This window comes from Campylobacter sp. CFSAN093227 (assembly GCF_012897855.1).
Taxonomy (GTDB): domain Bacteria; phylum Campylobacterota; class Campylobacteria; order Campylobacterales; family Campylobacteraceae; genus Campylobacter_D; species Campylobacter_D jejuni.
The window spans coordinates 478,109-502,354 of the sequence record NZ_CP040610.1 but is presented as its reverse complement, the minus strand read 5'-3'; the positions used below and the strand labels follow the sequence as shown (position 1 = coordinate 502,354).

General features: G+C 28.2%; 29 protein-coding genes and 4 pseudogenes. 8 read left to right on the top strand and 25 right to left on the bottom strand.

What is annotated here, in order from left to right:
• Nucleotides 1-54: 54 nt before the first annotated feature.
• The 10 genes and pseudogenes from FBF06_RS02755 to FBF06_RS02710 all read right to left on the bottom strand — a co-directional run bounded on the left by FBF06_RS02755 (nucleotide 55) and on the right by FBF06_RS02710 (nucleotide 7,944).
• The gene (locus FBF06_RS02755; protein WP_002858146.1) at nucleotides 55-513 is read right to left on the bottom strand and encodes a DUF5675 family protein; all 459 of its coding nucleotides are present in this window, start codon (nucleotides 511-513) and stop codon (nucleotides 55-57) included.
• Between the two features lie 48 nt (nucleotides 514-561).
• Nucleotides 562-1,845: pseudogene (locus FBF06_RS10090) on the bottom strand (hypothetical protein).
• Nucleotides 1,842-2,217 (bottom strand): annotated as a pseudogene (locus FBF06_RS02745) (DUF1353 domain-containing protein). Before FBF06_RS02745 ends, FBF06_RS10090 begins: the two co-directional pseudogenes overlap by 4 nt.
• A complete protein-coding gene (locus FBF06_RS02740) occupies nucleotides 2,210-2,593 on the bottom strand; it encodes a hypothetical protein (RefSeq protein ID WP_002874384.1) in 384 nt (127 codons plus the stop codon). The pseudogene FBF06_RS02745 and the gene FBF06_RS02740 overlap by 8 nt, the downstream one beginning before the upstream one ends.
• Nucleotides 2,590-3,222, bottom strand: a complete 633-nt coding sequence (locus tag FBF06_RS02735; RefSeq protein WP_043020466.1) for a DUF4376 domain-containing protein — start codon at nucleotides 3,220-3,222, stop codon at nucleotides 2,590-2,592. The genes FBF06_RS02740 and FBF06_RS02735 overlap by 4 nt, the downstream gene beginning before the upstream one ends.
• Nucleotides 3,223-3,234: 12 nt before the next feature.
• Entirely contained in the window at nucleotides 3,235-3,684 is a 450-nt protein-coding gene (locus tag FBF06_RS02730) for a hypothetical protein (RefSeq protein ID WP_002875080.1), read from the bottom strand.
• Between the two features lies 1 nt (nucleotide 3,685).
• Nucleotides 3,686-6,328, bottom strand: a complete 2,643-nt coding sequence (locus FBF06_RS02725) for a hypothetical protein (protein WP_168977524.1) — start codon at nucleotides 6,326-6,328, stop codon at nucleotides 3,686-3,688.
• 2 nt (nucleotides 6,329-6,330) lie between these two features.
• A complete protein-coding gene (locus tag FBF06_RS02720; protein ID WP_002874379.1) occupies nucleotides 6,331-6,525 on the bottom strand; it encodes a hypothetical protein in 195 nt (64 codons plus the stop codon).
• Nucleotides 6,506-6,910: a hypothetical protein gene (locus FBF06_RS02715; protein WP_168977523.1), complete on the bottom strand. Its 405-nt coding sequence runs from the start codon at nucleotides 6,908-6,910 to the stop codon at nucleotides 6,506-6,508. The genes FBF06_RS02720 and FBF06_RS02715 overlap by 20 nt, the downstream gene beginning before the upstream one ends.
• The gene (locus FBF06_RS02710; RefSeq protein WP_011049719.1) at nucleotides 6,910-7,944 is read right to left on the bottom strand and encodes a DUF5309 family protein; all 1,035 of its coding nucleotides are present in this window, start codon (nucleotides 7,942-7,944) and stop codon (nucleotides 6,910-6,912) included. Before FBF06_RS02710 ends, FBF06_RS02715 begins: the two co-directional genes overlap by 1 nt.
• Nucleotides 7,945-8,171: 227 nt before the next feature.
• On the opposite strand from FBF06_RS02710, the gene FBF06_RS02705 reads away from it, so the two are divergent.
• From FBF06_RS02705 to FBF06_RS02695, 3 genes are read left to right on the top strand one after another with little or no spacing between them, the layout of a single operon-like run.
• Entirely contained in the window at nucleotides 8,172-8,357 is a 186-nt protein-coding gene (locus FBF06_RS02705; protein WP_002901436.1) for a hypothetical protein, read from the top strand.
• 11 nt (nucleotides 8,358-8,368) lie between these two features.
• The gene (locus FBF06_RS02700; protein WP_002846376.1) at nucleotides 8,369-8,545 is read left to right on the top strand and encodes a hypothetical protein; all 177 of its coding nucleotides are present in this window, start codon (nucleotides 8,369-8,371) and stop codon (nucleotides 8,543-8,545) included.
• On the top strand, nucleotides 8,514-8,960 hold the full coding sequence (locus tag FBF06_RS02695; protein ID WP_002846375.1) for a hypothetical protein: 447 nt from the start codon (nucleotides 8,514-8,516) through the stop codon (nucleotides 8,958-8,960). The genes FBF06_RS02700 and FBF06_RS02695 overlap by 32 nt, the downstream gene beginning before the upstream one ends.
• A gap of 93 nt (nucleotides 8,961-9,053) precedes the next feature.
• Here FBF06_RS02695 and FBF06_RS02690 read toward each other — a convergent pair.
• The 12 genes and pseudogenes from FBF06_RS02690 to FBF06_RS02635 all read right to left on the bottom strand — a co-directional run bounded on the left by FBF06_RS02690 (nucleotide 9,054) and on the right by FBF06_RS02635 (nucleotide 20,446).
• A pseudogene (locus FBF06_RS02690) lies at nucleotides 9,054-12,235 on the bottom strand (hypothetical protein).
• Nucleotides 12,232-13,396 (bottom strand): annotated as a pseudogene (locus FBF06_RS02685) (hypothetical protein). Before FBF06_RS02685 ends, FBF06_RS02690 begins: the two co-directional pseudogenes overlap by 4 nt.
• A 309-nt stretch (nucleotides 13,397-13,705) precedes the next feature.
• Nucleotides 13,706-14,086 carry a hypothetical protein gene (locus FBF06_RS02680; RefSeq protein WP_032582824.1) on the bottom strand — a complete coding sequence of 127 codons (381 nt, stop codon included), beginning with the start codon at nucleotides 14,084-14,086 and terminating at the stop codon, nucleotides 13,706-13,708.
• 10 nt (nucleotides 14,087-14,096) lie between these two features.
• Entirely contained in the window at nucleotides 14,097-14,744 is a 648-nt protein-coding gene (locus FBF06_RS02675; RefSeq protein ID WP_002784021.1) for a hypothetical protein, read from the bottom strand.
• Nucleotides 14,734-14,937 (bottom strand): hypothetical protein, encoded by a 204-nt coding sequence (locus FBF06_RS02670; RefSeq protein WP_052795872.1) that lies wholly within the window; start codon nucleotides 14,935-14,937, stop codon nucleotides 14,734-14,736. The genes FBF06_RS02675 and FBF06_RS02670 overlap by 11 nt, the downstream gene beginning before the upstream one ends.
• Nucleotides 14,930-16,468 carry a hypothetical protein gene (locus FBF06_RS02665; RefSeq protein WP_052795873.1) on the bottom strand — a complete coding sequence of 513 codons (1,539 nt, stop codon included), beginning with the start codon at nucleotides 16,466-16,468 and terminating at the stop codon, nucleotides 14,930-14,932. The genes FBF06_RS02670 and FBF06_RS02665 overlap by 8 nt, the downstream gene beginning before the upstream one ends.
• The gene (locus FBF06_RS02660) at nucleotides 16,449-16,721 is read right to left on the bottom strand and encodes a hypothetical protein (RefSeq protein ID WP_002781524.1); all 273 of its coding nucleotides are present in this window, start codon (nucleotides 16,719-16,721) and stop codon (nucleotides 16,449-16,451) included. The genes FBF06_RS02665 and FBF06_RS02660 overlap by 20 nt, the downstream gene beginning before the upstream one ends.
• Entirely contained in the window at nucleotides 16,711-18,003 is a 1,293-nt protein-coding gene (locus FBF06_RS02655) for a terminase family protein (protein ID WP_052795874.1), read from the bottom strand. The genes FBF06_RS02660 and FBF06_RS02655 overlap by 11 nt, the downstream gene beginning before the upstream one ends.
• Nucleotides 18,000-18,386 carry a terminase small subunit gene (locus tag FBF06_RS02650; protein ID WP_002861661.1) on the bottom strand — a complete coding sequence of 129 codons (387 nt, stop codon included), beginning with the start codon at nucleotides 18,384-18,386 and terminating at the stop codon, nucleotides 18,000-18,002. Before FBF06_RS02650 ends, FBF06_RS02655 begins: the two co-directional genes overlap by 4 nt.
• Complete coding sequence (locus FBF06_RS02645; RefSeq protein ID WP_002788333.1) at nucleotides 18,386-18,766, bottom strand: hypothetical protein; 381 nt, start codon at nucleotides 18,764-18,766, stop codon at nucleotides 18,386-18,388. The genes FBF06_RS02650 and FBF06_RS02645 overlap by 1 nt, the downstream gene beginning before the upstream one ends.
• 17 nt (nucleotides 18,767-18,783) lie before the next feature.
• A complete protein-coding gene (locus FBF06_RS02640) occupies nucleotides 18,784-19,434 on the bottom strand; it encodes a hypothetical protein (RefSeq protein WP_052799105.1) in 651 nt (216 codons plus the stop codon).
• 10 nt (nucleotides 19,435-19,444) lie between these two features.
• Nucleotides 19,445-20,446, bottom strand: a complete 1,002-nt coding sequence (locus FBF06_RS02635) for a hypothetical protein (protein WP_052795875.1) — start codon at nucleotides 20,444-20,446, stop codon at nucleotides 19,445-19,447.
• A 42-nt stretch (nucleotides 20,447-20,488) separates the two neighbouring features.
• On the opposite strand from FBF06_RS02635, the gene FBF06_RS02630 reads away from it, so the two are divergent.
• Entirely contained in the window at nucleotides 20,489-20,854 is a 366-nt protein-coding gene (locus FBF06_RS02630) for a hypothetical protein (protein WP_002874369.1), read from the top strand.
• A 160-nt stretch (nucleotides 20,855-21,014) separates the two neighbouring features.
• Here the strand turns inward: FBF06_RS02630 and FBF06_RS02625 are convergent, their stop codons facing one another.
• Nucleotides 21,015-21,233 (bottom strand): hypothetical protein, encoded by a 219-nt coding sequence (locus FBF06_RS02625; protein ID WP_002826741.1) that lies wholly within the window; start codon nucleotides 21,231-21,233, stop codon nucleotides 21,015-21,017.
• Nucleotides 21,234-21,344: 111 nt separating this feature from the next.
• Between FBF06_RS02625 and FBF06_RS02620 the strand changes: the two genes are divergently transcribed.
• From FBF06_RS02620 to FBF06_RS02610, 3 genes are all read left to right on the top strand, one after another.
• On the top strand, nucleotides 21,345-22,079 hold the full coding sequence (locus tag FBF06_RS02620; protein WP_052783899.1) for a S24 family peptidase: 735 nt from the start codon (nucleotides 21,345-21,347) through the stop codon (nucleotides 22,077-22,079).
• A gap of 176 nt (nucleotides 22,080-22,255) precedes the next feature.
• Nucleotides 22,256-22,771 carry a type II toxin-antitoxin system antitoxin SocA domain-containing protein gene (locus FBF06_RS02615; RefSeq protein WP_002900952.1) on the top strand — a complete coding sequence of 172 codons (516 nt, stop codon included), beginning with the start codon at nucleotides 22,256-22,258 and terminating at the stop codon, nucleotides 22,769-22,771.
• A complete protein-coding gene (locus FBF06_RS02610) occupies nucleotides 22,762-23,049 on the top strand; it encodes a hypothetical protein (RefSeq protein WP_168977522.1) in 288 nt (95 codons plus the stop codon). The genes FBF06_RS02615 and FBF06_RS02610 overlap by 10 nt, the downstream gene beginning before the upstream one ends.
• Before the next feature lie 24 nt (nucleotides 23,050-23,073).
• On the opposite strand, the gene FBF06_RS02605 is transcribed toward FBF06_RS02610, so the two are convergent.
• Entirely contained in the window at nucleotides 23,074-23,214 is a 141-nt protein-coding gene (locus FBF06_RS02605) for a hypothetical protein (RefSeq protein ID WP_002900948.1), read from the bottom strand.
• Nucleotides 23,215-23,218: 4 nt separating this feature from the next.
• Nucleotides 23,219-23,356: a hypothetical protein gene (locus FBF06_RS09675; protein WP_234764020.1), complete on the bottom strand. Its 138-nt coding sequence runs from the start codon at nucleotides 23,354-23,356 to the stop codon at nucleotides 23,219-23,221.
• 265 nt (nucleotides 23,357-23,621) lie between these two features.
• Between FBF06_RS09675 and FBF06_RS02595 the strand changes: the two genes are divergently transcribed.
• Entirely contained in the window at nucleotides 23,622-23,894 is a 273-nt protein-coding gene (locus tag FBF06_RS02595) for a hypothetical protein (protein WP_002783985.1), read from the top strand.
• Nucleotides 23,895-24,246 lie beyond the last annotated feature (352 nt).

Below are 24,246 nucleotides of genomic sequence, written 5' to 3'. Positions count from 1 at the left end.
TTAGAAGTTTAAGTGTGGGGTGTAAACTTTAACCTACTTAAACTTTATCTCCTTTCATGCTAACTCATTTGTTATTTCTAATTTAATGTCTTCAAGATTTTTACCATACACCAAATCATAAAATTCTTTACAAGCTTGTCTGCTTTGACCGACACTTTCATTATTATTATCTTTAGTAAGCCCCAGCAAGATACAACCTTGTGTGTCTTTGTCAGTGTTTCCCCAGTGTATTAAAATTGCACGACTTGAAGGAACTTCATCATTATAAACATTTATCATTGTATCATCTTTTTTTGTAATACTTCTTAAAGTATTTTCAAATCGTGAAGGACTATGTCTTTTTAAATTATAATTTCCTTCAGGTATTCTTAAATCTTTGCCACTTTCTAAACCTTCTTTGTCTTCTTCCAAAGAAAAACATTCAAAAAGAATTTTTTCTTCATCATCTAAAACCTTAAATTTACCAATAACACAAGTTTTACCTGTGTATCTTCTATTAATTGTTACTTTCATTATAATTCCTTTCTTTTTATTTTTTGTATTTTATTTTTAGATTTAAACTCATTTTTCTTCTTCAAATTCAAATAAAAAAGCATTATCACCATAGGTAGTTTTATCAATTTCTTTTTTTATTCCTATAAAGCTTCTCTCGACTATAATTTCATTTTGAACTCTAAGGGCTTTTTGCATTTTTATATTTGAAAGATTGACATTTCCATAATATCCAGCTTGCCTATAAAAAAGACTCATAGGAATTTCATTTGTAAAAAGCTCTATACTTACACTATTTTTTATATTAGAAGCCCAAAGACAGCATTCATTTGCATTGCCATCATATTTTTTTAAAGCATTGGTAATATTATGCCAAGCAGGATCATTATAAATTCCGCTCGTTTTGATATTTCCTTCTATTTGATTTTTACTTGGTTTTGAAAGAACGCTAACTTCAGTATAATTTTTAGATTTTAAACCCATTCCATCTTTAGTGATTAAAAAACTGCCTTCATTAAGTCCTTTTATAATTTGCGTAGTGCTTGCTAAAGAATTTTCAAAACCAAAACGCAAATCACTTAAACATCCGCCATATTGACCACTATTTAAATTTGTATCAAAACTAATAATAATCAACTCTTGTGCTGTAATATTTTCATTTCCAAGCAAATTAATCCAACTTGTGTATTTATCATCACTTGCCACACAAAGCCAAAGTTGTTTTACATTTTCATTATAAGTTATAATTAAATCATTAACATTAGCTTTTGTTTTTGGAGTGGGAATAGAATTAGATACTTTTATTCCATTAATGCCTAAATTTAATTTCATATCTTCGAGCATCTCTTCTATAATAGGTTTAATTTCTTCTTTTGTTGGTGTTTGAGCCTTTAAACTTTCTAAAAATTCATCTTGACTTTTTCCCGTGTTTTCTTCATTTTCAAGCCAAAGTTCATAAGCACTTTTACCATCAGCTCCTTTAGCTCCATCTTACCCTTTTAAATTTTCAAGCTGTTCTTCTGTAAAATCTTCATAAGTAAAAGGATCTCCTTTATCACCTTTTAAACTTTCTTGATTTTCTAAAACAACTTTTAATACAACTTCTTTTAAACTCTCTTCATTGATATTTGCATTGATGCCAAGCTCTTCTAGCAAGGCTTCTAGTTTTTCTTTTAATTCACTTTGTTTTATAAAGTTAAAACTTGTTAAAACTTCATTTATAGCATTTTTAATACTTTCATCGCTTGGTTTTACTCCATTTTTAAAAAGTTCTTTTAAAATTTCTAAAGCTTCACTAAAATCTTTATTGATTTCTTCTGTTTTTATGGCAATTTCTCTTAAATCCACGCTCATCTTATCCCCTTTATTAAACATTTGATCTGATGAAATAAATTACAAGAGTAATAAAAAACAAAAATCTTAAATTTATTTATTTCTAAAGCTTGCATTGCTTCTTTTAAAACAAGATCAGCTAGCCTATAATCATCTCTTGATTTTGCATTTATACACAAATAGTCATGGACAACACAAGCGCTAAAATACTCACTTTTAAAAGGTGGAAACAAAGACCAAAAAAAGGCGTGGAATACTCGCTCCATCAGTTTTAAAACCTTGTGGTACAATGCCTTTGTAATTTGGCAAAATAAACTCATAATCTTGTATCACTTCAAACCTGTCCTTATCGTATGGCTTTACACAAACCCTTTTTAATTCTGTTTTAGTCATTGTTTTCCTTTTTTTTAAAAATACTTCTTAATTCATCATTTCTTATTTGAGTAAGCTTAACAAGCCTTTCATCCATTCTCATAAGATCTGTTTCTATAGCTTCTAGCTTGTCATTGGTTTTTGAGCAATGTGTTTCTATAAATTTAACCAAACTATCGCTACTTACTCTGGATACTGCAATTTGTTCTCTAATAAGAACATTAGTATTTTTGGTTTCACTTATAAGTTCTTTTGTTCTTTCCCCAGCTTCTTTATGTAAAGTTTTATATAAATGCCATGCAATCCCAGCTAAGACAAAAACCATCAATCCTAATAATGCAGATCCACTTAAAGAACCGAGTATAGCACCTTCTTTTATTATATTTTCAGTACTCATTTTTCACTCTCCCATGCAATTAAATTTAATTCTTCTAAAGATGTCGCATTTTTCACTTTATTTCTTAGTTCATCATTTTTAAAAATAATACTTTCAGTATATTTAGCGATACCAACCCCAAATTCCAAAAATTCTTCTTTGTTAAATGTAGTGATTTTATTATCTTTATCAATCCAAGCAATATTTTCCAAAGGAGTATTATTGAGATTTGCTAACATTATCTCGCTAACTTTTCCGCTAATATTAATTTTTGCTTCCGTGTCAATTTGAAATATAGTATTTTTAAAAGGCATAAACAAAAGCTTTTCTTCTTTTATAGCTTTTAGTTCTTCTAATTTTAATTCTTTTAACTCTTCTAATGCTTTTTCTTTAATCTTATAAGAAATAATATAAAGATTATTTTCTTCATCATAAGTTTGAATTTGGCGAAGTTCTTCAATTTTTTCATTAAAACTTGGGATTTCTTCTTTAACTTTAGCAAAACCAAGCTCTTTTAAAAGCTTATCATCGCAAGCACTTAAAAAATAAGTATCTTGTGCATCAATTTCACCTTCTTCGTTTTGTATTTTTACATCTTTTAAAAAAATATCATCATATTTTAAACTTTTATTTTTTAAATCATAAAACATATTTATCCTTTCTTAATTCCAGTATAATGTTAAATTTGCTCTTGGGTTTAATCTATTCCCATCATTTAAGTTCCAACCAGCACTTGCATTTGCACTACCACTTTGATAAGAACTTAGCATTATTTGTAAGTTATTTATATTTCCAAAATTGAATTTTTTCTCTACTTTGATTTTTGCATTAGCAGTGTAATATTTACTTAAAGCATGCAATTCTACACTAGAGTTAAAATTGTTCCATGTGATATGCAAAGTATTTGCAGAAGTTTTATTAGACATATTTCCAGTCGTCCAAACTTCGCCTAACATAACCACTTCTTTATTATTAATATTTGATGGCAATACCACTGCTTGTTTATAAATCATGTCTAGCTTTAACATATAATTATAATTTGCAACCGAGCCTCCTAAAGATGGAGGTAAATTTAGTGCTATGCCATTATTAGAAAGAAGGAGGCAGTTCATTTTAAGTCCTTACTAATCTTACATTATTCGAAGCTATGCAAAAATAAGCAAAAGTTTCAGTGCCACTAAATCCACTTTGAGCTATTCTAAATTTAAAAGGGGCATTAAAAGCTACTACATTTTGACAATTATTTATAGTTATTGTTCCGCTTTTTCCTACTCCTCCAAAATTAGCTATTCCTATGCTTGTTCCTGCATTTGCTGTTAAAATAAAATGTTGAGCTTGTCTTAAATCTAGATTTATACTGCCAGTTGTGCCAAGATTTTTAATTCCACCACCATAATCTACATACCATTTTCTAGTTAAGTGATTATCATTTGTTGGATCGGCCCGAGAAGTTAATGCCTGATTAAAAGTATTTGTGCCATTAAATATATTATCTCCATTTAAATTTGCTTTTGTATTTAAAGCGGTATCTACATAGATTTTATTTGTTAAATGGTTATCATTAGTTGGATCTACTTTTACTAAAATAGGATTAGCAAAAGTTTTATTTCCATTTATCTCTTCATCGCCATTTAAACTTACTTTTATATCTATAAGTGCTTCTAAAGTTTTAATAGTTATATCTAATACTTTTTGTGTAATTAGCTTTTTATCTTTTTCATTTTGCTCTAACTCATTGTTTTTGTCCTCTAAGTTTTGATTAGCTTCTTCAAGTTCTTTTTCAATTTCCTCTTTTTTGTTAATTAATTCACCAGCAATCTCTTTTTCAAGCTCAGCAATTTGATTTTCAAGTTCTTCTTTTCTCTCTTCAAGTTCGCTTGTATCAGCAGGTGGTTCTTGACTTAAAGCCTCATAGATTTGATTTTTAATTTCCTTTAATTCCTCATTTTTTTGCTTTAATTCATCATTATTATTTAAAGCTTCTTCAATTTGCTTTTTTATCTCTTCAAGCTCTTGTTCTTTATCTTTTATACCTTGCTCTATATTTGCAATTTCATCTTTAATTCCATCATCTTTACCATCATCTTTCTCATTAAGCAAAGAAAGAAGATATTCAACATTAGCCTTAACACCACTTATATCATAGATTCTTGCTTGATTGTCAATCTCATCTATGCACTCACCTTTTTTAGTTTCAAGCTCATTAAGTCCTTGTTCTTTTGTTTGGATTATTTCATTAAGGCTTTGCTCTTTTGTTTCATTTATTTTATTGAGTCCGTTTTCTTTTGCGCTCACAAGCTCATTTAAAAAATCTTGCTTATTCTCGTTTAAACTATGTAATTTTTCATTAAAAATAATACTAAACTCATTTTTCTTTGCTTGATAATTCGCATTAAAAATATGATTTAAGTTGTCAATCATAACTTTAGAAGTATCTACAAGAGTAGTAAATTCTTTCTTTTGAGTTTCAAAAACCTCTGCGACTTCATTTCTTTCATCACTTAAACCTTTGAGCATTTCTTCCATTTGTTTTATTGTTTCTTCAGCTAAAACTTTTAATTCTGTTTCATAAATTAACTTATCATTACCTAGTTCTTTTTTAGCAACTTCAGCTAACCTACCTAAATCTTCATTAGCTATCAAAGCTCTTTGATTAAACCTATCATAACTTTGCTCAAAATGTATTTTATACCCTTCACATTTTGCTGTAAGTTCATCAAATTTAACTAAAGCTTCATTTTTTACTTCATTTAATTTTTTTAATATTTCATTTTGTTTATCATTTAAAGAAGAGTAGATACTTTCAGACTGTGATTTTAAATCTCGTTCTAAATTTTCTATTTTACTTTTAAAATCTTTTATAATTTGGGAATAAGATGTTATATCATTTTCAAATTCTTTATATAAAGCTATAACTTCTCTTAAATCTTCTATATTTTGCTTGCTTTCTAAAAGTAGTTCATATGCACTAGCTATTTCTTTATATTTAACTCCAATATCAAATTTAATTTCTTCTAGCTTTTTAACACTATCTATCATTTCTTGATTTAATCTTTGGTTTTCAAAGAATATAGTGTTAATTTTATTTTTTATAATTTCGCTTGCTTTACTTACTACTAATTTTGCTTCATTTGCTAAATCTTTTACTTCTTTTTTAATACTTATTAATTCAGGTTTTATTTCTTTTAATTCATCAACATTTAAATGTAAGCTATCTACAATTTCTAAAGCATGATTAAGTTCACTTAAAATTTCATCTTTAATTTTTGTGTTCAAATCAAAATATTCTTTTACAAAATCTTTATTTTGTTTAATTTCATTAATATAATTATCTAAATTAAATTTTATTTCTTCATATTTCTGTATATCTTTTTTTAAATTCTCAAACTCTTCTGTATTATTTTCTAAAAAATCTTTAATGTTTTGTATTTCTTGTTTATTTAAAGAAAAATCTTCATACGCTTCTTTAATATAATCAAATTTTGCATTTACATTGTTGTATTTTTCACTTATATTTGAATATTTTTTATTAATATCATCATATTTGCTTAAAATATCATCATTTTTATCTACAATATCATTTTTAAATTTTAAACATTCATTTTTTAAAGATTCGCAAGCTTGTTTTAAGCCTACAACTTCATCAAGTCTTGTATTGTCTATTGCTTCTGAAATGCTGTTTATTCTAGCTAAAACTTGATTTATGATTTCAAGTTTTTCTCTACCTGTTTTTAATTCATTTAAGCTTGTTCCCATTTTTAACCTTCATAATAATCACTATCTTTAATTCTCTTTTCGCAAAAGAAAAGCAGATCATCCATGGCTAAAAGCCATTTTTTATCATCTAAATAAGCTATAAAATCAGCACTATTTATACTTTGCACATAGTCTTTATAACTCAAAGCTCTATTAATTTTTTTTGTGAAATTACAATTACAACCATGTTCTTTCATCATCAAGCTCCTTGCCATCATTAGCTATATACTCATAAATTATCTTGTCACATAATGCCAGAAAGTCTTTTTCTTCGCATCTTGTAATCAAATAACAAACATAATTAATCACAGCAAAACTAAGTGTTTCATCTATCATTAAATGTTCTTTTTCATTGTCAAAATCAGGCTCATCAGGAATAATCAAAAAATGATTATTTCTAACTTGCCTAAAAACTTTTTCGCCTTGCTCTACATTTTTTAAAAGAACGCTAGGAACACATTTTGATAAAATACAATAAAATGCTTCCATAAAATAGGCTTTCAAAACTTCATCATCTTCTATCATTTTGTAAGAATTTTTAACTTTAGCGATAATGAGTTTTTTAGCCGTAGCACAAAGCATTATGCACCTTTTGCTGCTTTTAAAACCGCTTTAGCCTTTGCATTATTTCCACTAGTTAATCCCACGCCTATAGCAAAAGCATCAGCATTTCTTACTTCTAAAGTGCTTTGCGTATAAAATCTTTTTGCTTTTGCAGTAATATCAGTTGGAACATCTTCAATCATAGTAGGAATATAAAGCCCATGTTTCATATACTCAAAATCCCCAGCAATTAAAACATCACCCAAACCATATTTAGGGCTTAATAATCTATGCATATGGAAATTTACCGTTCCAAAATCTGTTTCAAGGCTTACTACTTGTCCTGCTAGTTTTGTTTCATTGCCTAAAATTCTTGTAGCGAATTTATTGATAGCTCCTTTTAAGTCAGCTCCTAAAAAGACATCTTTAGGTGTAACTCCGCTATTCCAAATGGTTTGTAAGATTTGATTAAGTTTATCTTCTGTTAGTTCTGTTGCAGTTCCACTCCAATCTCCTGTTTCATCAAAAGCTAATACATTTCCACGCTTTCCATCAGAAAAGCTATCTTTTCCTTTAGCGATATAATGAAAAAGTCCAGCCATTTCTCCACTTGTTGCTTCTTGTGCTTGAACATAATCTTTGAAAACTGATTTTTTTACATCACTATCTCTGCCTAGACCAAATAAAGCATATTCCATATCCATTTTATGTTCTTTGGTTTTTTTGCCTATTTGATACTCCATTTCATTTCCACCATATTGATTTGCTTTTAATAAAGCTTTTGATACCATGGCTTCAGTAATGAATATTTGAGTAGCATTTGTAGTTTTTTGGGCTGTGTTTTTTGTTTCGCCTACAAATTTACTTAACTCTAAATTTGCATTCTTTTTTGGTTCTTCAAAAGTATCAGTAATCCAACTATGAGTTAAAGGATTTGTAACCTTTGAAGTACCTATTTTATTTAAAATTGGTGTTTCAGTAGCTCCGATTTTAATAATCGTTTCGTATATTGATTGTTTTAACTTAACATTTTCTGTTGCGGGTGAGGTATGTCCCATTGAAGGTAAAGCCATTTTTGAATTCTCCTTAGTTTAGTTTTAAGGATTTTTCCAAAAATAGCTATTTCAAAAATAGTGTGTTTTGAAATAAATTAGATATATTTTTTTTAAAATAAGACTATAAAAAACCTATAAGTTAAGTATATAAAACATATAAAATAAGTATAAATTAATTATAAAAAAAGTATAATCTAATTAAAATCAGTATATGCTAAATATGCTAAGAATTTTAAGGAGTAAAAATGTCAAACATAAATGCTTTTTTATTTGGCTTTACAAATATGTTTAATGCAGATATCCTTAAAGCTACATCTTTAAAAGATAGAAAAACTTTAATAAATGATTTTTATAAAAAATCAGAAGAATTAAGAAAACATAGCAATGAAGAGTATAACGCCAAATTCGAAAAAATCACAAAACAAAAATAAGGAAAACCAAAATGACAAAAACACAAGCTTTTGTAGATGGTTTTGTAGGTAAGCCTATAAAAAACGAATGCTTTAATTTATGGGATTTAAATGCTATTATAAGAGAAAAACAAGCAAAATTATATAAAGAGAATATTGAATTTAGAGAGAAACAAATTGAAAAAATCACAAAAACAAAAAACACCTAATACTATTAAACAAGAAAATCAAAATAAAGAAAATCCATCTCAAACTTTCAATACTCAGCTTAATTTTCTTATGGAGAATGAACTTAATGCTATAGGAAAATTGCCTAAAGATTTAGCAGATAGAATTGTGACAATGCTAGAGAAATCTTTAGAGTATAAAAAAGATAACGATAATAAAATACTAGATTTAGAGAATAAAAATATAGAAATTAGAAAAAAAGATATAAAATCTTATCATTTTTGGAATGGTTTTGGAATGGTATCTTTTCTACTTATAACTATTACTAGCATATGTGTTGGATTATATCTTATTCTTAATGGGCATAATGAAGGTGCTTATTTTGCTTTTATATTAGGAGCATTGACACTTTTACCTAAAATAATTGATTCTATAAAAAACAAACCTAAAAATTAATTTACATTTTCTTTATCTTTTCCTATTAATATTAAGAAATAGTTTGAAGATTGAAGCAATTGTAATAAAATTAAGGGATAAAACCCTTAATTTTTATTTATCTTCGCTCCTTTCTTTTAATTTAATAAGATTTTTTAGCGCATAAGTGCCTATTTTTCCTGCTATTTTTTTATCTGTAACCTTATCTATTTTTTGCTTTCTAGCTATAACTTGTTTTATTTTCTCAATTCTTTCTTCACTAGCTTTTTTATCATTTTGTATTTTTTCATCAAGACTTTGTTTTACGCTTTTTTTATTCTTTTTCTCTACTTCTTTAGCCTCAATATTTTCTTTTATATCTTCCATTAAGTTTTTTTTAGGCTTAGCTTGGGTAGAATTAGGATTATTACCCTTTGAAAGTGCATTAGCACCATTCGCCGTTGGCTCTGCGTCTTTTGACAATACGGGCTGTGTAGAGTATGGCGACTCTACCAAAGGGTTTTTGCCATCTCTTTTTATAATTCTTTCATTTTCTTTGTCAGCATTTCTAGATTTAGTAATATGCCTAACTTCTCCAGTATCTTTATTTACACCAAGTTTTCCTAATTTATTATCATTTAATCTTTTTGCTATTAAAGCTATATCCATTCTATTATTTTTATAAAAAAATGTAGGATTTTCTTTAATTTCTTTTATAAGTTTAAACACATCACTAGGCTTTTTAAACATCTCTTTATGTTTATTGGCTAAATATTCTAAGTCGGCTATAATCTCATCATTTGTAAGCTTTGCTAAATTTCTAACATTTGGAGAAACGCTTATTTTTACATTTAAATCACTCTTTGCTTTGCTCGGATCAGCTTTATCCATGAAGAAGTTGTCGCCTTTAATGACACCTTCTTTTATTAGTGCATCTTTTAATATCTTATTTTGTTCTTTGTCTACTTTAATATAATTATCTAAAGCATCTTTAAAAATTCTACTTTGTTCTTTATCCGCTATTTTTATGTTTTTAAGATTAGATATAACTTCTTTATTGGTTTTAGCAAGTTTTAATGCATCTAATATTTGATTTCTTAACGCTTGCTCTTTAGCACTTTTCATAAAAGGAACTAAAGCATGTATTCTATCAAAAACACCGCTTATTGTTGTGGCTATTGAAGAATTTGTTTTTTTGCCACTACTAGCTAAAGCCGTCATTATTAAGTCTTTATTGTTTTGATAAATTTTTGCATAAACATTTACTACTTCTTTTGCATATTTTAAATCTTTGCTTACAAATTCTACATTATCCATATCTTTTGCTAGGTTCTTAAAATCATATCCTATATCTTCAATTCTATGTTTTGCTAGTAATGCATTAAAAGCATGTTTTTCATTTGCTTTTCGCTCTGCTTCATTCATACCTTCAAAAGCTCTTTTTAAATCTTTGTCTTCATTGATATTTCTAGCACCATTAGCTATTCTTTGCGCGAGTGCTTCGGGTGTTTCTTGGTCTTTGATTTTTCCTAGATAACTATTATTAAAATTTTCTTTTAACGCATAGTTTTTATTAGCATCTTCTAAAATCTTCTTTGCTAGTTCTTTATCACTTGCATTTTTTATCATAGTTTCATCTAAAGTATCTTTTACTAGCCTATAAGCTTCTTTAGTATTATATGTCTTATTTCCTGTGGCTAATTGCTTATTTATAGCACTTCTTAAGTTAAATATTTGCTCAGCACTTAAGTCTTTATCAATAGTATCTTCTAGAAAGCTACTAATATTTGTTTTTATATCTTGCTCTAAAAAATTGTTGTTTTTAAACTCTTCAATCTTTGCTAAATCTTCTTTGCTTAACCTTATTGAGCCGTTGTTAAGCTCATCTATACTTTTTATAGCTTGAGCATATTCATTATTAATTCTTTTTTTATAAGAGCTATTATCTTTTTGCCAAGCCTTAACATCAAACTCACCATTTAAACCTGTTTTATTTTTAAATACTTCATCTTGTTCTTTAATTATATTAAAAAAGAAATACTAGCATCCTTATCAGCCTTCAAAACATCATCTAAAAAACTTCCTATTTCGGGATAAGCTTGAGCTGATTTTAATAATATTTCTCTTCTTTGAGTAGTTGGAACTCCTTGTAAAGTATTTGAAATATTTTTTAAAATAGCACTTGTTCTTTTAGCGCTATCTTGTATAAATTGTGGATTATTCTTGTTAAGTCCTTGCTCGACAATGTTTTTTAATATTTCTATTGTAGGCTTTCCATTTTCTAAGTATGTTGGATTTTCTTTTGCTATAAGTTCATCTATTTGTTTTTTATTCTCTACATTTTTTGTAAGATTATTAAAAATTGTTTCTGCATTTTGCAAGCCACCATCTGTAAATTTTCCTATCATAGGAATATCTTTTTGGGTGATTTTATCTATAACCCTATTACCTAAATTACCACCTTTTACTGCCATGCCATCTATCATATCTTTACCGGCTTGTGCTCCTGTTTTTGCCATATTATAGGTATTTTTTAAAGCTCTTGCTCCTTTGACAACTCCTGCAAAAGCTGCATCACCTATTAAAGAAAGTCCCGCATTTTCACCCATAAGCATAAGAGCTTCTTTTAAATTTGCATCTTGATTTGTATCTTTTGTATTTCCGTAGTAATCGTATCCTGCTCCCAAAGATGCACCTAATGCACCACCTGCAACCATACCAACTCCACCGCCTAGCATGCTACCACCAATTGCACCTGCTGTTCCTAGAGCTACACTAGCACCATTATCTCTTATTCCGCGATATAAATTACCCATTGTGCTACCTTGCACTTTGGAATAATTTCCGTTATTATCTTGCACCCAATAAGAGCCATCATCATCTTGTAATAATTTTCCGCGCCCTGATTTTTGTAGCTCATCGCCTAAATCTCTCATAAATTGATTATTTTTTCTTGCTACTTCATTATTATCTGTAAAAATAGGTTTAGAGGCATTAAATTTAGACTGCTTATCTAAAATATAATCACTCAAATCATCAGCATTCATAGAAGGATTTTTATTGTAATCATACAAATCTCTTTTGTATTCGCCAATATATCCTAGTGGATTTGTTAAAATTTGGTCTTTAATATTGTGTTTTTCATATTCTTTAGCATATTTGTCTTTATTCTTATAAAAATCATTGATTGCTTCATTTTTTAAACTTGCTAAATATTCATTTGTATTTTGACTTTCATTTTGACTTACTTCATCTTGCAAAAAAGAAATAATGTTATTTTCTTGCGGTTTTTCTAATAAAAATTCTCTTATATTCATTGTATCAATCCTTGTTTTTTTAATTCTTCTACACTAACTTGCATTTTTTTACCCGCCTGATTGACCAATATTACATTACCATTAGCATCAGGTTCTGATATTTGAGCATTAATTCCATTAAAGCTAACACTATGTAATTTTGGAGTATTTTGATTTTGCACCGCTAGTGTATTTTTAGCTAAATCGTTTTGTATATTTTGATTAGTTGTTGAATTATTTATAATTACTGCATTTTTACTAGGTTTTGAGTATTTTTCATCCCAATAAAAAGCTTTTACCTTTGGAGCATAATTGTTATAAAAATCCATATTCTTTTGATAGTCTTCTATAGCACTTTGTTTCTCCATATTTGTTTTTGCGTTTCCTAGTCTTTCTGCTAATTCCATTTTATAAGAGTTTGGAGCTTCTGCTAACCATTCTCCTGCTAATGCTTGAGCTACCCTTTGATTATTTGCTTCCATGATATAACCATTAATAGGGAAATTGGCTTGTATATTTTCCAAATTCCATTTAGCATTTTTTCCGCCTCTTAATAAATCGCTTAACATTCTTTTTAAGAATAAATCACTTGCATCATTTAAATCCGTACTTTGACTTCCCCATCCACCAAAAGCACGCTCTTTAGCTCCATTCCAAAAACCATGGGTTGTATCATATGTTTTACCTTGTTTACTTGCTAAATCTAAAAACTGAGCATCTGCTTTATATCTTGTATTAATTGGTAAATTTGTATTGCTTTGACCCTCAAAACCTTGAGTATTACTAAGAACTCCATTTAATAAATCTTGCTCTTTTTGTTTTGTATTTATCTCATTTTGCAATTTTTGGAGTTCTAATAATCCTTTTTTGGTAATTTAAATCCTTGTAAGCCTTATTAGCATTTATCGCTTGCTGTCTTAAAGCATTTTGCATGGCATATTGTCTAGCTCTTTGATTATAATTCATTAGCCATTGCTGATCTGCTATATTTGCTCTTTCTTTTTGATAATCAAAGTTTCTCTCATTTTGCAAAAGCTGATTATTTTGCATAGCCTGATTAAATTCCATTTGTTGCTTTCTTAAATCTTGCTCTTGCTGAAACTCATTAGCTTTAACTTTATCATCAAAACTTTTGCTCATGATGTCATATAAGACACCACCGACTTTTCCTGCGTTTTGTATAACGCCTGTATCAGGATTAAATACTACTCTTTGTGGGTTATAAAAGCCATTTTGTTTCCTTTATTCTTTCTTTTAAAATAAAGGATTTAAGGAAGTTTGTGTATAATTTTAAAAGGGTGCAACGCCAAAGGGTTGCCGCCCTTTAGCGTTAATTTACCGCCCAGTTGGGAGGTGATTAAATTGCTAACCAAAATTATAGTTATAATTATACTACTTTGTATAATTATAGTCAAGGCTTATTAATACTTGATTTCCCCTTTTTTAAGGGGAGCTATAATTTCCCTTTGGCTTCCTTAAATCCAAATCTATTTAATTACTCCAAACGTTTTGAAGTTTATTTTCCATATTCTTTCTTCTGTTTAACTCTTCATTGGCTAGATACTTATTGAAGTTATAGGCATCTTTTTGTAAATCAAAATTTTTCTTTGCCATTTTTTGCTGATTATAAGCACCATATAAAGCACCAGCACCGCCTAAAACATTTCCCAATCTATCAAAATTAGTTATTTTGTTTGTATCGCTACTTTTAAATAACCAATCTCCAAAATTACTAAAAGAATTTTTTAATCCATTTAAAAAACCACCACTGCTACTTGCTAAATTTGGAGTAAAATTGCTTGTTTTCATCAAAGTATCTGCAAAGCTAGAGCCTAGTCCTGTACCACCTTTTAAAGCTGTTATAAAATCCATGATTTCTCCTTTATACTAAACTTAATAATTCTTTGCCTAGATCTATCTCGCTAACTTCGCCTTTTTTTAACTTATCGTTAAAATCACTAGTTCTTACATTATTATTTGCACTTGATAAATCTTCAGCTTTTTTGGCATTATTTGATTTTCCGACCAAATTAAGCAAGGTTTTCCAGCTGTCAATATTACCTTCGCCTAAACCATTTAATTTTGTTGCAAGTTCTGCCATAGCCTTTAAATCCGCATCAGGATAGGCTTTTCTTAACTCGCTTTCTACTTGTGCGTATTTAGCGATTAGTGCATCTTGCTCTTCTTTGTCTTTTTGCTTTTTATCAAGCTCTTCAAGCCTTTTTAATTTCTCATCAAGTCCATCAAGTCCTAATTCTTTTAAATACTGCTCTCTTTGCAATTCTTGTTCGCTTGGCTCTTTTTTTGGATTTTTTAAAGCTTCAAGCTCACTCATTAAAGCATTTAATTTGTTGTCATTTTCACTTTTATAAGCTTCAAACATCGCCTTATAATCAGGCTCGTTCTCATTAGCAACCTGCATAGATTCATTATCTTCTACTTGCGTAGGTTCATCGCCATTATTAGCAACTTGTCCTTTATCATCATCTGTTATGACATTTATTAAATCTTTTAAAGCATCATTTTCCATCTTCTTCATCCTTTATTTTATTGATTATTATGTCTAAAAAAGCCATAGTATCTAAAGCTTTTAACCTCACTTCTTTCTCATCGTTATTTTTTGCTATATAAAAACATTCACTATATTTTGCTTTGATAAAATCTATTAATTTCTTTCCTCCTTTGGTTTTAGATATATCGCTTTTAATTTCAATATTAAGCATTAGTTTCTCCTCGCATTTGCGGATTAATATCTTCATTATTTTCAAAAGCAAATAAACTATTTACATTCTTTACACCTAAAATTGGTAATAATTCTTTAGTAAGTTCTTTGCTAGCATTTATAATCCCATAAGCAGAATCTGCATCTCCTATGCTCATATACATTTGATATAGTTGTGAAAATACTTGCATGCTAGCTTGAATTCCTGCACGTCTAATTTCTTTATTCATGGCACCTGTGCCGGTTTGAATTTTAAATCTAAAACTAGGAATATCCTCTCTTTGAAAACCATTAAAAAAACTATCTTCTCCATACTTAAAAACAAGCATTGCAAATCTATCAAATAAAGGCTCTATAAAGGTTTCGTTATACTGTCTTATATAGTCAGCACTTCTTCTTCCACCTTCTTGTGCTTTTATGCTTATTTCTGTTGCTGTTTCATTATTTGCTGTTTGCGCGCCATTATTTTGTGGACTAATTCCTGTTACCTCTGTTAGCTCACTTTCTAATAATTGCAAATTTATTCCAGAACTATTTATATTTGGAGGAGGCAGTATTTGAATTCCTTTGGGGTCATCTGTATATATAGGCTTTCCTAGGGTTTCTATATCTTCTCTGCTTATTCCCATTGATTTTGGTACTATTATTTTTGGCATAATATGAGATCTTACAGCATCGATTAAAAGATTTCTTGTGATGTTAATTTCATCTTGCAAAGGCATAGCTGAAGCCATTATAGGCTCGCCATAAGCACTTACATAGTTTTCATTATCTATCTTTTTAAGTTGTGGTAGCATTGAACCCCAGATAAAAGGCTGTCCATCTTGCAAAGTAACTTCATTTCTAAGTAAATTATTTTCAAATAAGGTAGAAACCACCCACTCATCATCGTTTTTTCTTTCATAAATATCATAAAGCTTCACTTTTTTATATTCATCATCTTCATCAAAAAGCTTTTCAATTTCTATTTTTTTATAAAAACCTAGCTTTTGTCTTTCATGGATTTGATTATAAGTTAGGTAAATTTCATTGACTATATAGCCTACATCCTCGCTATTTAATGCATTTGGATCAAAGAATATACTATCAATATCTACTCTTTCAATGCGTGGCATTCCTTTATGCCAAGTAACCTTAGCTATACTTGTTCCCACAAGTAAAACATCTAAGAAAAGCGGTTGAAAAATCTTAAACATATTGATTTTACCGCTATAAAAATCTATGGCATTTTGCCAAAGCTCTATAATAGTATCATCGCTATTGATATATGTTTCAATATCTGCCATTCTTTCGCTATTAAAATAAACTTCGTTTAGGCTAGTGATTAGGTATTTTACCTTAGCGTTTATTTTTGGTATATAGATACTTGATTTATTTCTTTTTCTCAATTTTTGCATTACCTTATTTTCAAGCAAATAAGCATCTTGCAACTCTTTAAAGTGTGGTTTGTAATTTTCATATCCACTTTTACTTTCGCTAATGAGTTGTGTTAAAAACGATACTCTCTCATCATTAGTTCTTTTTGTTTTCATTCATAATTCTCCATATTGTTGTTTTGCTTAAATTTGTTATTTTTAAAATATCTTTTTCATTCACTCCTTTTTCAAATAAAAACTCCGCAAATTCTCTTTTAAATTTCTTTTTAGAAATATTATTAAATCCTGATACAAGCTCTAAAAATTCATTTGCAAGACTTGACTTTATAGCCTCATCGCTTAAATTTGAAAGCTTTTTTATTTTGTTTACATCAATTGCATCATAAATCATTAAAAATTCACCAGCCATCATAGCTCCAATCTTCATTAGTATTGTTTCTGCTGTATAGTTTTTCAAAAAAAGTTAGAGCCACCGCATCGCTAACATCAGGACTTTTGCCATAGTTCTTTTTTAATTGTTCTTTTGAAACTATCTTTAACAACCCTTTATCGCTATACTCATATTCAATCATTCTCATATCTTTTTTTAATTCTTCATCTTTAATAATCTCCATGTGTTTTAAATTTTTCGCAAAGGTGAAATACATCTGCGCTCTTTTATTTAAGTATTCATTGCTAGTTGCAGAATTTGCAGAATTTGCCTCAAATACGGGCAAGCCATAATTTAACAAGACATCATACACGCCAACGCCAAGACCGCAAGTATCTATGAAAATACCTTTTGGTTTGTCTTCGCTTTGGTTATATTCAGCTAATATTTTATTTGCTAACTCCATGGTTCCAAGTTGTGAGTATTTTTTTATTTCATCAACTACAAAACCTTTTCTTTTTGCTAAAACACTTTTATCATCTCCATATCTTGCTACATCAATTCCCCAAATATTCTCACCTTGCATTTTTTCAATACTAAAAGAGTTTTTGCTCATCGCATTTTCAATTTCAGTTAATGCAAAAAGCTCCGCACTCGAGCTATCTATAAACTCTCCATAAATTTCTTGTTTGACTACTTCGCTATCTTCGCCACCCACTTCTTCAATTAATTCTTTAATTTGCTCTTCTTTTAAAAATGGATTATCATAACTTGAGAATTGAAAATGTTTCCAATTTTTATCGCTGAGTTCTTTTCTGCAAAGTTCATAAAATAGATTTTTTCCTTTAGGAACTCCACCGATAATCGCTCTTGATTTAGGATTATCAAGCAACATAGGGCGTATGGCGTTATACCAAAGATATTCTCCTTTGCTGCCTTTTAAAATAATTCCTGCTTCGTTTAAAATAACAAGGTCATATCCAAAACCTTCGATATTTTCACTTCTTTCAGCACTTCTCATATGAAGCACTGCTCCATTAATGATTAGTTTCTTATCTTGCACACTCCATGAGTAAAAATCTTTTGGCAAGTTTTTTAACTCAGGTGTAAAATATAACTCGTAATAGTTTTGTAAGTTTGCTTGTATGGTATCTACCCATAATACATTTTGTCCTAAAAGCAAGTTTTCTATGACAAACTTAGCGCTTCCCCTTGTAAAACCAAGTCTTCTGCCTTTTGCTACGGTTATAAAGCGTGGATTTTTATCATCAAAAACTTTAAGTTGTGCAGGAGTGTAAGAAAAGTCAAGCTTTAATTTCATTTGATTTCACTTCTTATAATTTCAATTTTTTGAACGTTATCGCTGACAACTTCTTGTTTATCCACATATCCATGTTGATTTTTTAGCAAGAACATACTAACGCTAGGAGTATAAGTGCCGATTAAGGAATGGTTTAAAATATCCATTTCACATTTTTGCTTAGCTTGAGATACAATTTCTCCAAAATCCTTATCCTTCTCCCACTCGCCTAAAGTTTGTATTGTAATTCCTAAATACACAGCTAATCCCACTTTTGTTTTAGGTGCAAAAATAATACTCTCCTTAGTTTCTTTTAAGACAACTCTTTCATTAAAATAACTCTCTATTTTTGAAACAAGCTCTTCTTTTGTCATACTTTTGCCATTTGTCATCATTCTAGCCATCAAGCCACCCCTTCTTTAAAATTAAATTCTTTGATTTCTAAGTCTAAAAAAGATTTTTTAAAACTAATAATCTCATAATCGCCTTTTAAAACATTCTTATCGTTTTCAAATAACGCATCTAACACGCATTTTACGATATTGTCCCCATCGCCATGCCTTTTGCTGTTAAATCCTATTTTTAAAGAAAACTCATATTTCTTTTGCTTATCAAAGGCTTGAAAACAGCTAATATTATTTTGTCTTCTAAACTCCATTTGCAAGAGTTTTTTAAAATCTAAATATTTAAGATAATCTTTACATGCAAATTTAGATCTTTGCGTGGTTCTTTTATAAGGAACTGGGTTGCTTTTTAAATCAATTTTTAAAATATACTTTTCCATTTCAGACTTTCTTAAATTTAGCTTATATTTTTAAAAGCCATTTTGACTTTTACTTTCTTTTGAAATTCTTCTTGATTCTCCTTAAAAAATTTTTTCTGCACCTTCTTAAAGTTATTATATTCTTCTTCATGGCTTAAAGATGTATATCCTTTTATCTTATAAGAAGTATTTATATATATATCTTTTCCTATGCGCTCTTGATTTTTAAATATAAAATCTATTAAAGCGTGTTTAAATTCGTTATTTTTTAGCATTTCTCCATCTTCGTAGGTTAATTCTCCAAAATTATTTAGACAAACCAACATATTAATTGATTTTGCTAATCGTTTAAAAAGGTTGCCCTGTCCATCATAACAAACATATGAGTATTTAAAATCACTTTCAAGCAATCTAAAAAATGGACTATTTTTATATTTATTTTTTAACCATTCTAAAAAAAATTCTTTGTCTTCAAAACGCTTTTTAAACTCGATTTCAGCTCTTTTGCAAACTCTTCTTAATTTCTCATAGGTTGTCCCTACGATATTCTCTCTTTCTAAAGTTTCGAAATAAAAATCTAAGAAAGCATGAATATCCTTAACGCTTTTGAGATATCTACCTACAATATCAGTTGCTTGAGCCTTATTAATTTCCAATAAGTCCATTAAAATTTGTATTTTTTCTTGCATTTTTTACTCCTTAAAAGCATCCTAAGAGCTTGTTTTTGTTCTCATCTTTCATTCCGTAATACTCCATCAAGCTATCAACCACACTAGGATTGGCTTCTTTTTTTCTGTTAAAACGCTGATTTTTTCTTGCTTCATTTTCTTTAGCGTATTTAAGCCATGTATAAAGACTTCCTGCCACACTTGACATTCTTTTTCCATTTCTTTTCCATTCCCTAGCATCCCAATAGCCTATAAAATCATTAGCCAACTCTTCACCAAAGTTTGTGCCATTTTTCTCATTAAAAGCTATTATTTGTCTCATGAGTTCATTTGCATTTGGGACTTTAAACTCTTTTTTTGCCATTTTCTCTAACTCCTTTTTGCTAAAATCAATAAAGCTCGTCACAAAAGAGGCGTTTTGATTAGAAACGCATTCTTTCTTTTCTTGATTATTTTTTAAATTTTCTAAATTCTCTTTTTTTATAAATTTATTATTATTAATATTTATATTATTTATAAATTTATTATCGTGTGCGTGCGTGCGTGTTTCTATATAATGTAAATTCTCTTTTTTTTCGTTTTCAGTAGTTGATTTTCTGTCGATTGATGAAGTGTTATTTTTAAGAGTTTTGCTTAGCTTTTCATCACTGCTTTTAAGCAAAGATAAAGCTTTGTTAAAATGTTTTTTAATTTGATAATTTTCATCTTTTAAAATCCACTCATAAAAATTTAAAGAGCCATTTCTAACCTTTTTAATTTCTAAAAGTCTGAGTTCAATTAATTCTTTTTTAGCAATTCTTAATCTATTTAAACTCATTCTTTGATTATTTTTAACTTTTATAAACTCTCTTAGATAGATCTCGCTTATAATCGTTTTTTCACTAAGTTTAGCTAGTTGTATATATAATGCCAGAGCATCAACACTAAGTCCTCCATAAGCTATAGTGTTTGATAATTTCAAATAGCCTTTTCTCTCTCTTAGGCTTTTACGCCCCAAAGCTACATCAAAACTTGCTATAAAATTTAGTATCACCAACTCTCCTTTATGTTATAATTTAAATTAAAAAGGTTTTTTATGTTTAATTCTTTCTTATCCGAAATGCTAAAAACCGCCACTTTAGAAAATTTGTTATATTTTTTAATAGGTGTTTTATTTGGTTTAAGTATCCGTCCTTTGTTTTTATATTTAACTAAAAAACAAAAACTAAAAAGAGTTTGTATTAAAGATATGAAGCTAGAAAACGATTTGACAAAAAGACTATATCCTAACTTAGGATATAAATTAGTTACAAAAAAAACTCCTTTTGAAATGGTTTTTAAAAAAGATAAATTTAAATACATTATTTGTCCTCACTACCGTGATAAAAAATGCGTTTTAGATAATGATAAATGCAAGATATTAAAATCCCAGCCGAAATACCAGCCACTAGAAACAGTCTAAAATGCAACATCATCAAAGTAAAAATAAATAATCCTATTATTTCAAATACCCTATCAAGCATTAATCATCCTAAAAGATTTTCCAAATTAAAAAATAAACTAAAAAACCTATTGAAAATCCCGCTATAAAAGCCATTTTTTAACCTTTAGTTTAATCGCCTTCATTCTCTATCCTTTCGCTTTCTCCCACGCTTAGGTATGTTTATAAGATTGCTACGAACATCCACCCAAAATTCATGAGGTATTCCATAGAGTTTTTTAAACTCTATTTGTTTTTTAAAGCTTGGGCGTGATTTATTTGTTCTAATCTTTTTAACACTAATAACCGTATAGTGATTACTCAATATTTTTGTAAAATCAAAAAAATCTATTTTTTTCATAACGAAAGTATAAAATAAAGAAACTTAATAAATATTTAATTATGTTTCTAATTATGGAACATTATTTGCTTGAAAAAAGTGTATAATTTTTATACTAAAAAAGGAGAGAATATGGGAAGAAATGGAGATATATTCGATTTTCATTTTGATACTGAAAAATTTAAATTTTATTTAAAAAATAGAGATAAAAAAGTTACATATCAAGATTTGATGGAAATTTTATATAAAAATGGCATAGAAAGCTCAGAAGCAACAATAAAAAAATGGTTGATGTCTAAAGAAGATAATAAAACAAAACCTAAACCACAATATATAAAAATTTTATGCAATGCATTAGATATTCCTTTTAACGAAGTGATATTGCAAGATGTTTTTAGAAATGATAATCAAATTAACTTCAGATATTTTCCAGATATTTATGCAAGTGCAGGACTTGGAACATCATCTCAAAGTGAAGAAGTTAAAATAGTTTCAGTTGATGAAAATTTTCTAAAAGAAATTTTAGACATACCTATAAAGAAGAGTTACGATATTATAAAGATTAATGGCGACAGTATGGAACCTATTTTATCTAATGGTGATTTTATTATTGTAGATAGAAGCAAAAATTCACTTCAAACTATTTCAAATGCAGATATTGTTATTTTTAGAAAAAATGATGATTTATTTTGTAAAAAAATTAAAAAAGAACCTTTTGAAGATTATATTTTTTTAGTTTCTGAAAATAAAAAATACGAGGATAAAAAAGTAGATAATAGCGAATTTGAACAATGCGAGATCTTAGGCGCTGTAGTATCAAAAATGGCGATTGAAACCTTTAAAAATTTTATAGAAGTGGTGGGATGATTAGGTTTAGAGACTTTAAAATAATAAAGAAGATGAGAATATAAAAAAATATAAGGTTGATTGTGATATTTTAACTAATTATTAGCTTAAATAATTTTTTAGTTTAATTATTAGATATTATTTAGATATTATATGATATTATATTATATATCTTAAAAAAAGCAAGGTAAAAACGTATGAAAGCACTAGATGTTGCAAAATATTTTTTATTTTTGGCTAGAAATAGAGAAGCTGGAGATACTATTAGTAATTTAAAAATTCAAAAAATGCTTTATTATGCACAAGGATATTCTCTTGCCTTATTTAATAAGCCACTTTTTGACGATAGGATAGAAGCATGGAAGCATGGTCCTGTAGTAAAAAAAATATATGAACAATTTAAGCAGTATGGTTCAAATTCTATATCCTTTAATGAGCTTGATGACTTTGATACAGATTGTATTGCTAGTAATAAAGATATACATGAACTTTTAATTTTTATTTTTAATAAATATGGTTCCATAGGAGCATGGAAACTTAGAGACAAAACACATATGGAAGATCCTTGGAAAAATTCTTTTATTGAAAGTCTTGCAAATGAAATAACACAAGACGCAATAGCTGATTTTTTCAAAAAAGAAAACAAAAAAGAAGCATTAAGACTAAAAGCATTACAAAAAAACGATGAAGAAATTAATTCATTATGGCGATAATTAATTTTATGTATTTTTTAGACTTGCTTTCTTTAATGTCCGAAATAAAAAAAGAAATTTTGATTGAAAATCAACATGAATTGTTAAAATATTTGTCTCATTTAGGAGAAAATGAAAAATTTGATTCAAATAAATGCTTTGAAGCATTAAATAACATAGATGAAAATTATTTCATTTGTATAGGTTTAATTAATAAGGAAGAGCAAAAAGAATTTTGTAAAAATATTTTTATCATTCTAAAAATAAAATGGAGTAGCTTTAGCTCTTGTTTTTGTTAAAATTTATAATTTTTTAACTTGTAACTAAAGCATTCTCTGCGTTTGATAATATTCTTCTGCTTTAATATCTTTTTTTAAATCATAATTGTTTTTCCCAAGAATTTCATCAAGGGCTTGTTCTATCTCTTCAATGCTAACTCTAAAAAATTCTTTTCTTATATCCATCGCATTAATCCTTCCAATTTTCTAAAAATGTTTTTAAGGATTTTTTTGGTTTTTCATCTTCAACTTCAATATCTATAATATCTTCTTCTTGGTAAGGCTTAGGATTGTGTTTTGCAAATACAAAAAAAGGATTTTTTTTCACCGTAAATAATATATTGAATTCCCCATAAAATCAAAAACAAGGAATACCAACAAACAGTCCTATGATAGTCAAATCCGCAATAAAAGATAAGATGAAAAGAACTCTTAATGCTCTAATAAACAAATTCAATCCTTTTAATTATTTTCTATTAAAAAATTATACCACAAAAATATTTTTAAAAAAGTTTCTAATTAATATACTAAATTAAATTTTAATTAAGTTTCTTTATTATATACTTTTATCAATAAAACAAAAAGGAGAAAAAATGAGTTTTACAGATTTTTATTTTGATAGAGAAGAAAAAAGAATTTCTAACTACGCAAGAGAATTAGTTAAAGATGAATTAGAGAGCAGAGAAAACTTTGCGGATATTTTTAACTCTTTGCAAGAATTTAAAAATATTTTAGAAGTAAGCTTGGAAGATGATGAAGATATTGCAGCTTCTTTGCAAGCCTATGGAGATGAGTTTATTAACGATACCTATGATTTATTGGAAAAAGTGAGGAAATTTGAGAAGAAATACGAAAAGCTTTATTAAAAGTTTAACAAGTTCTTTTTATTAAAGAACTTTCTTAAGCTTTTGACCGCTTGGAAATTAAGCTTTGCTATCGTGTTGATGGTTTTGAATAGCGGAAGGGTTAGCGAGTTATCCATAAACTTGGCTCGTTATTATTGTTTATAGTGCTATTTTTCAAAGGTTTTCTTGCACTTTAAAAACGACAGAAAACTAAGGGTTTAAGAAAAAGAAAGTATAATTATAAAGTTTAAGTGGCTAACTTGTCTCGGTGTTGAGAAAGGAGGCTCTAAAATGTGGGATAAAATTTTAACAATTTTAATCTTAATCTTAGAGCTAATTAGAGAGCTTATAAAACTTAATATTTTTTAACACA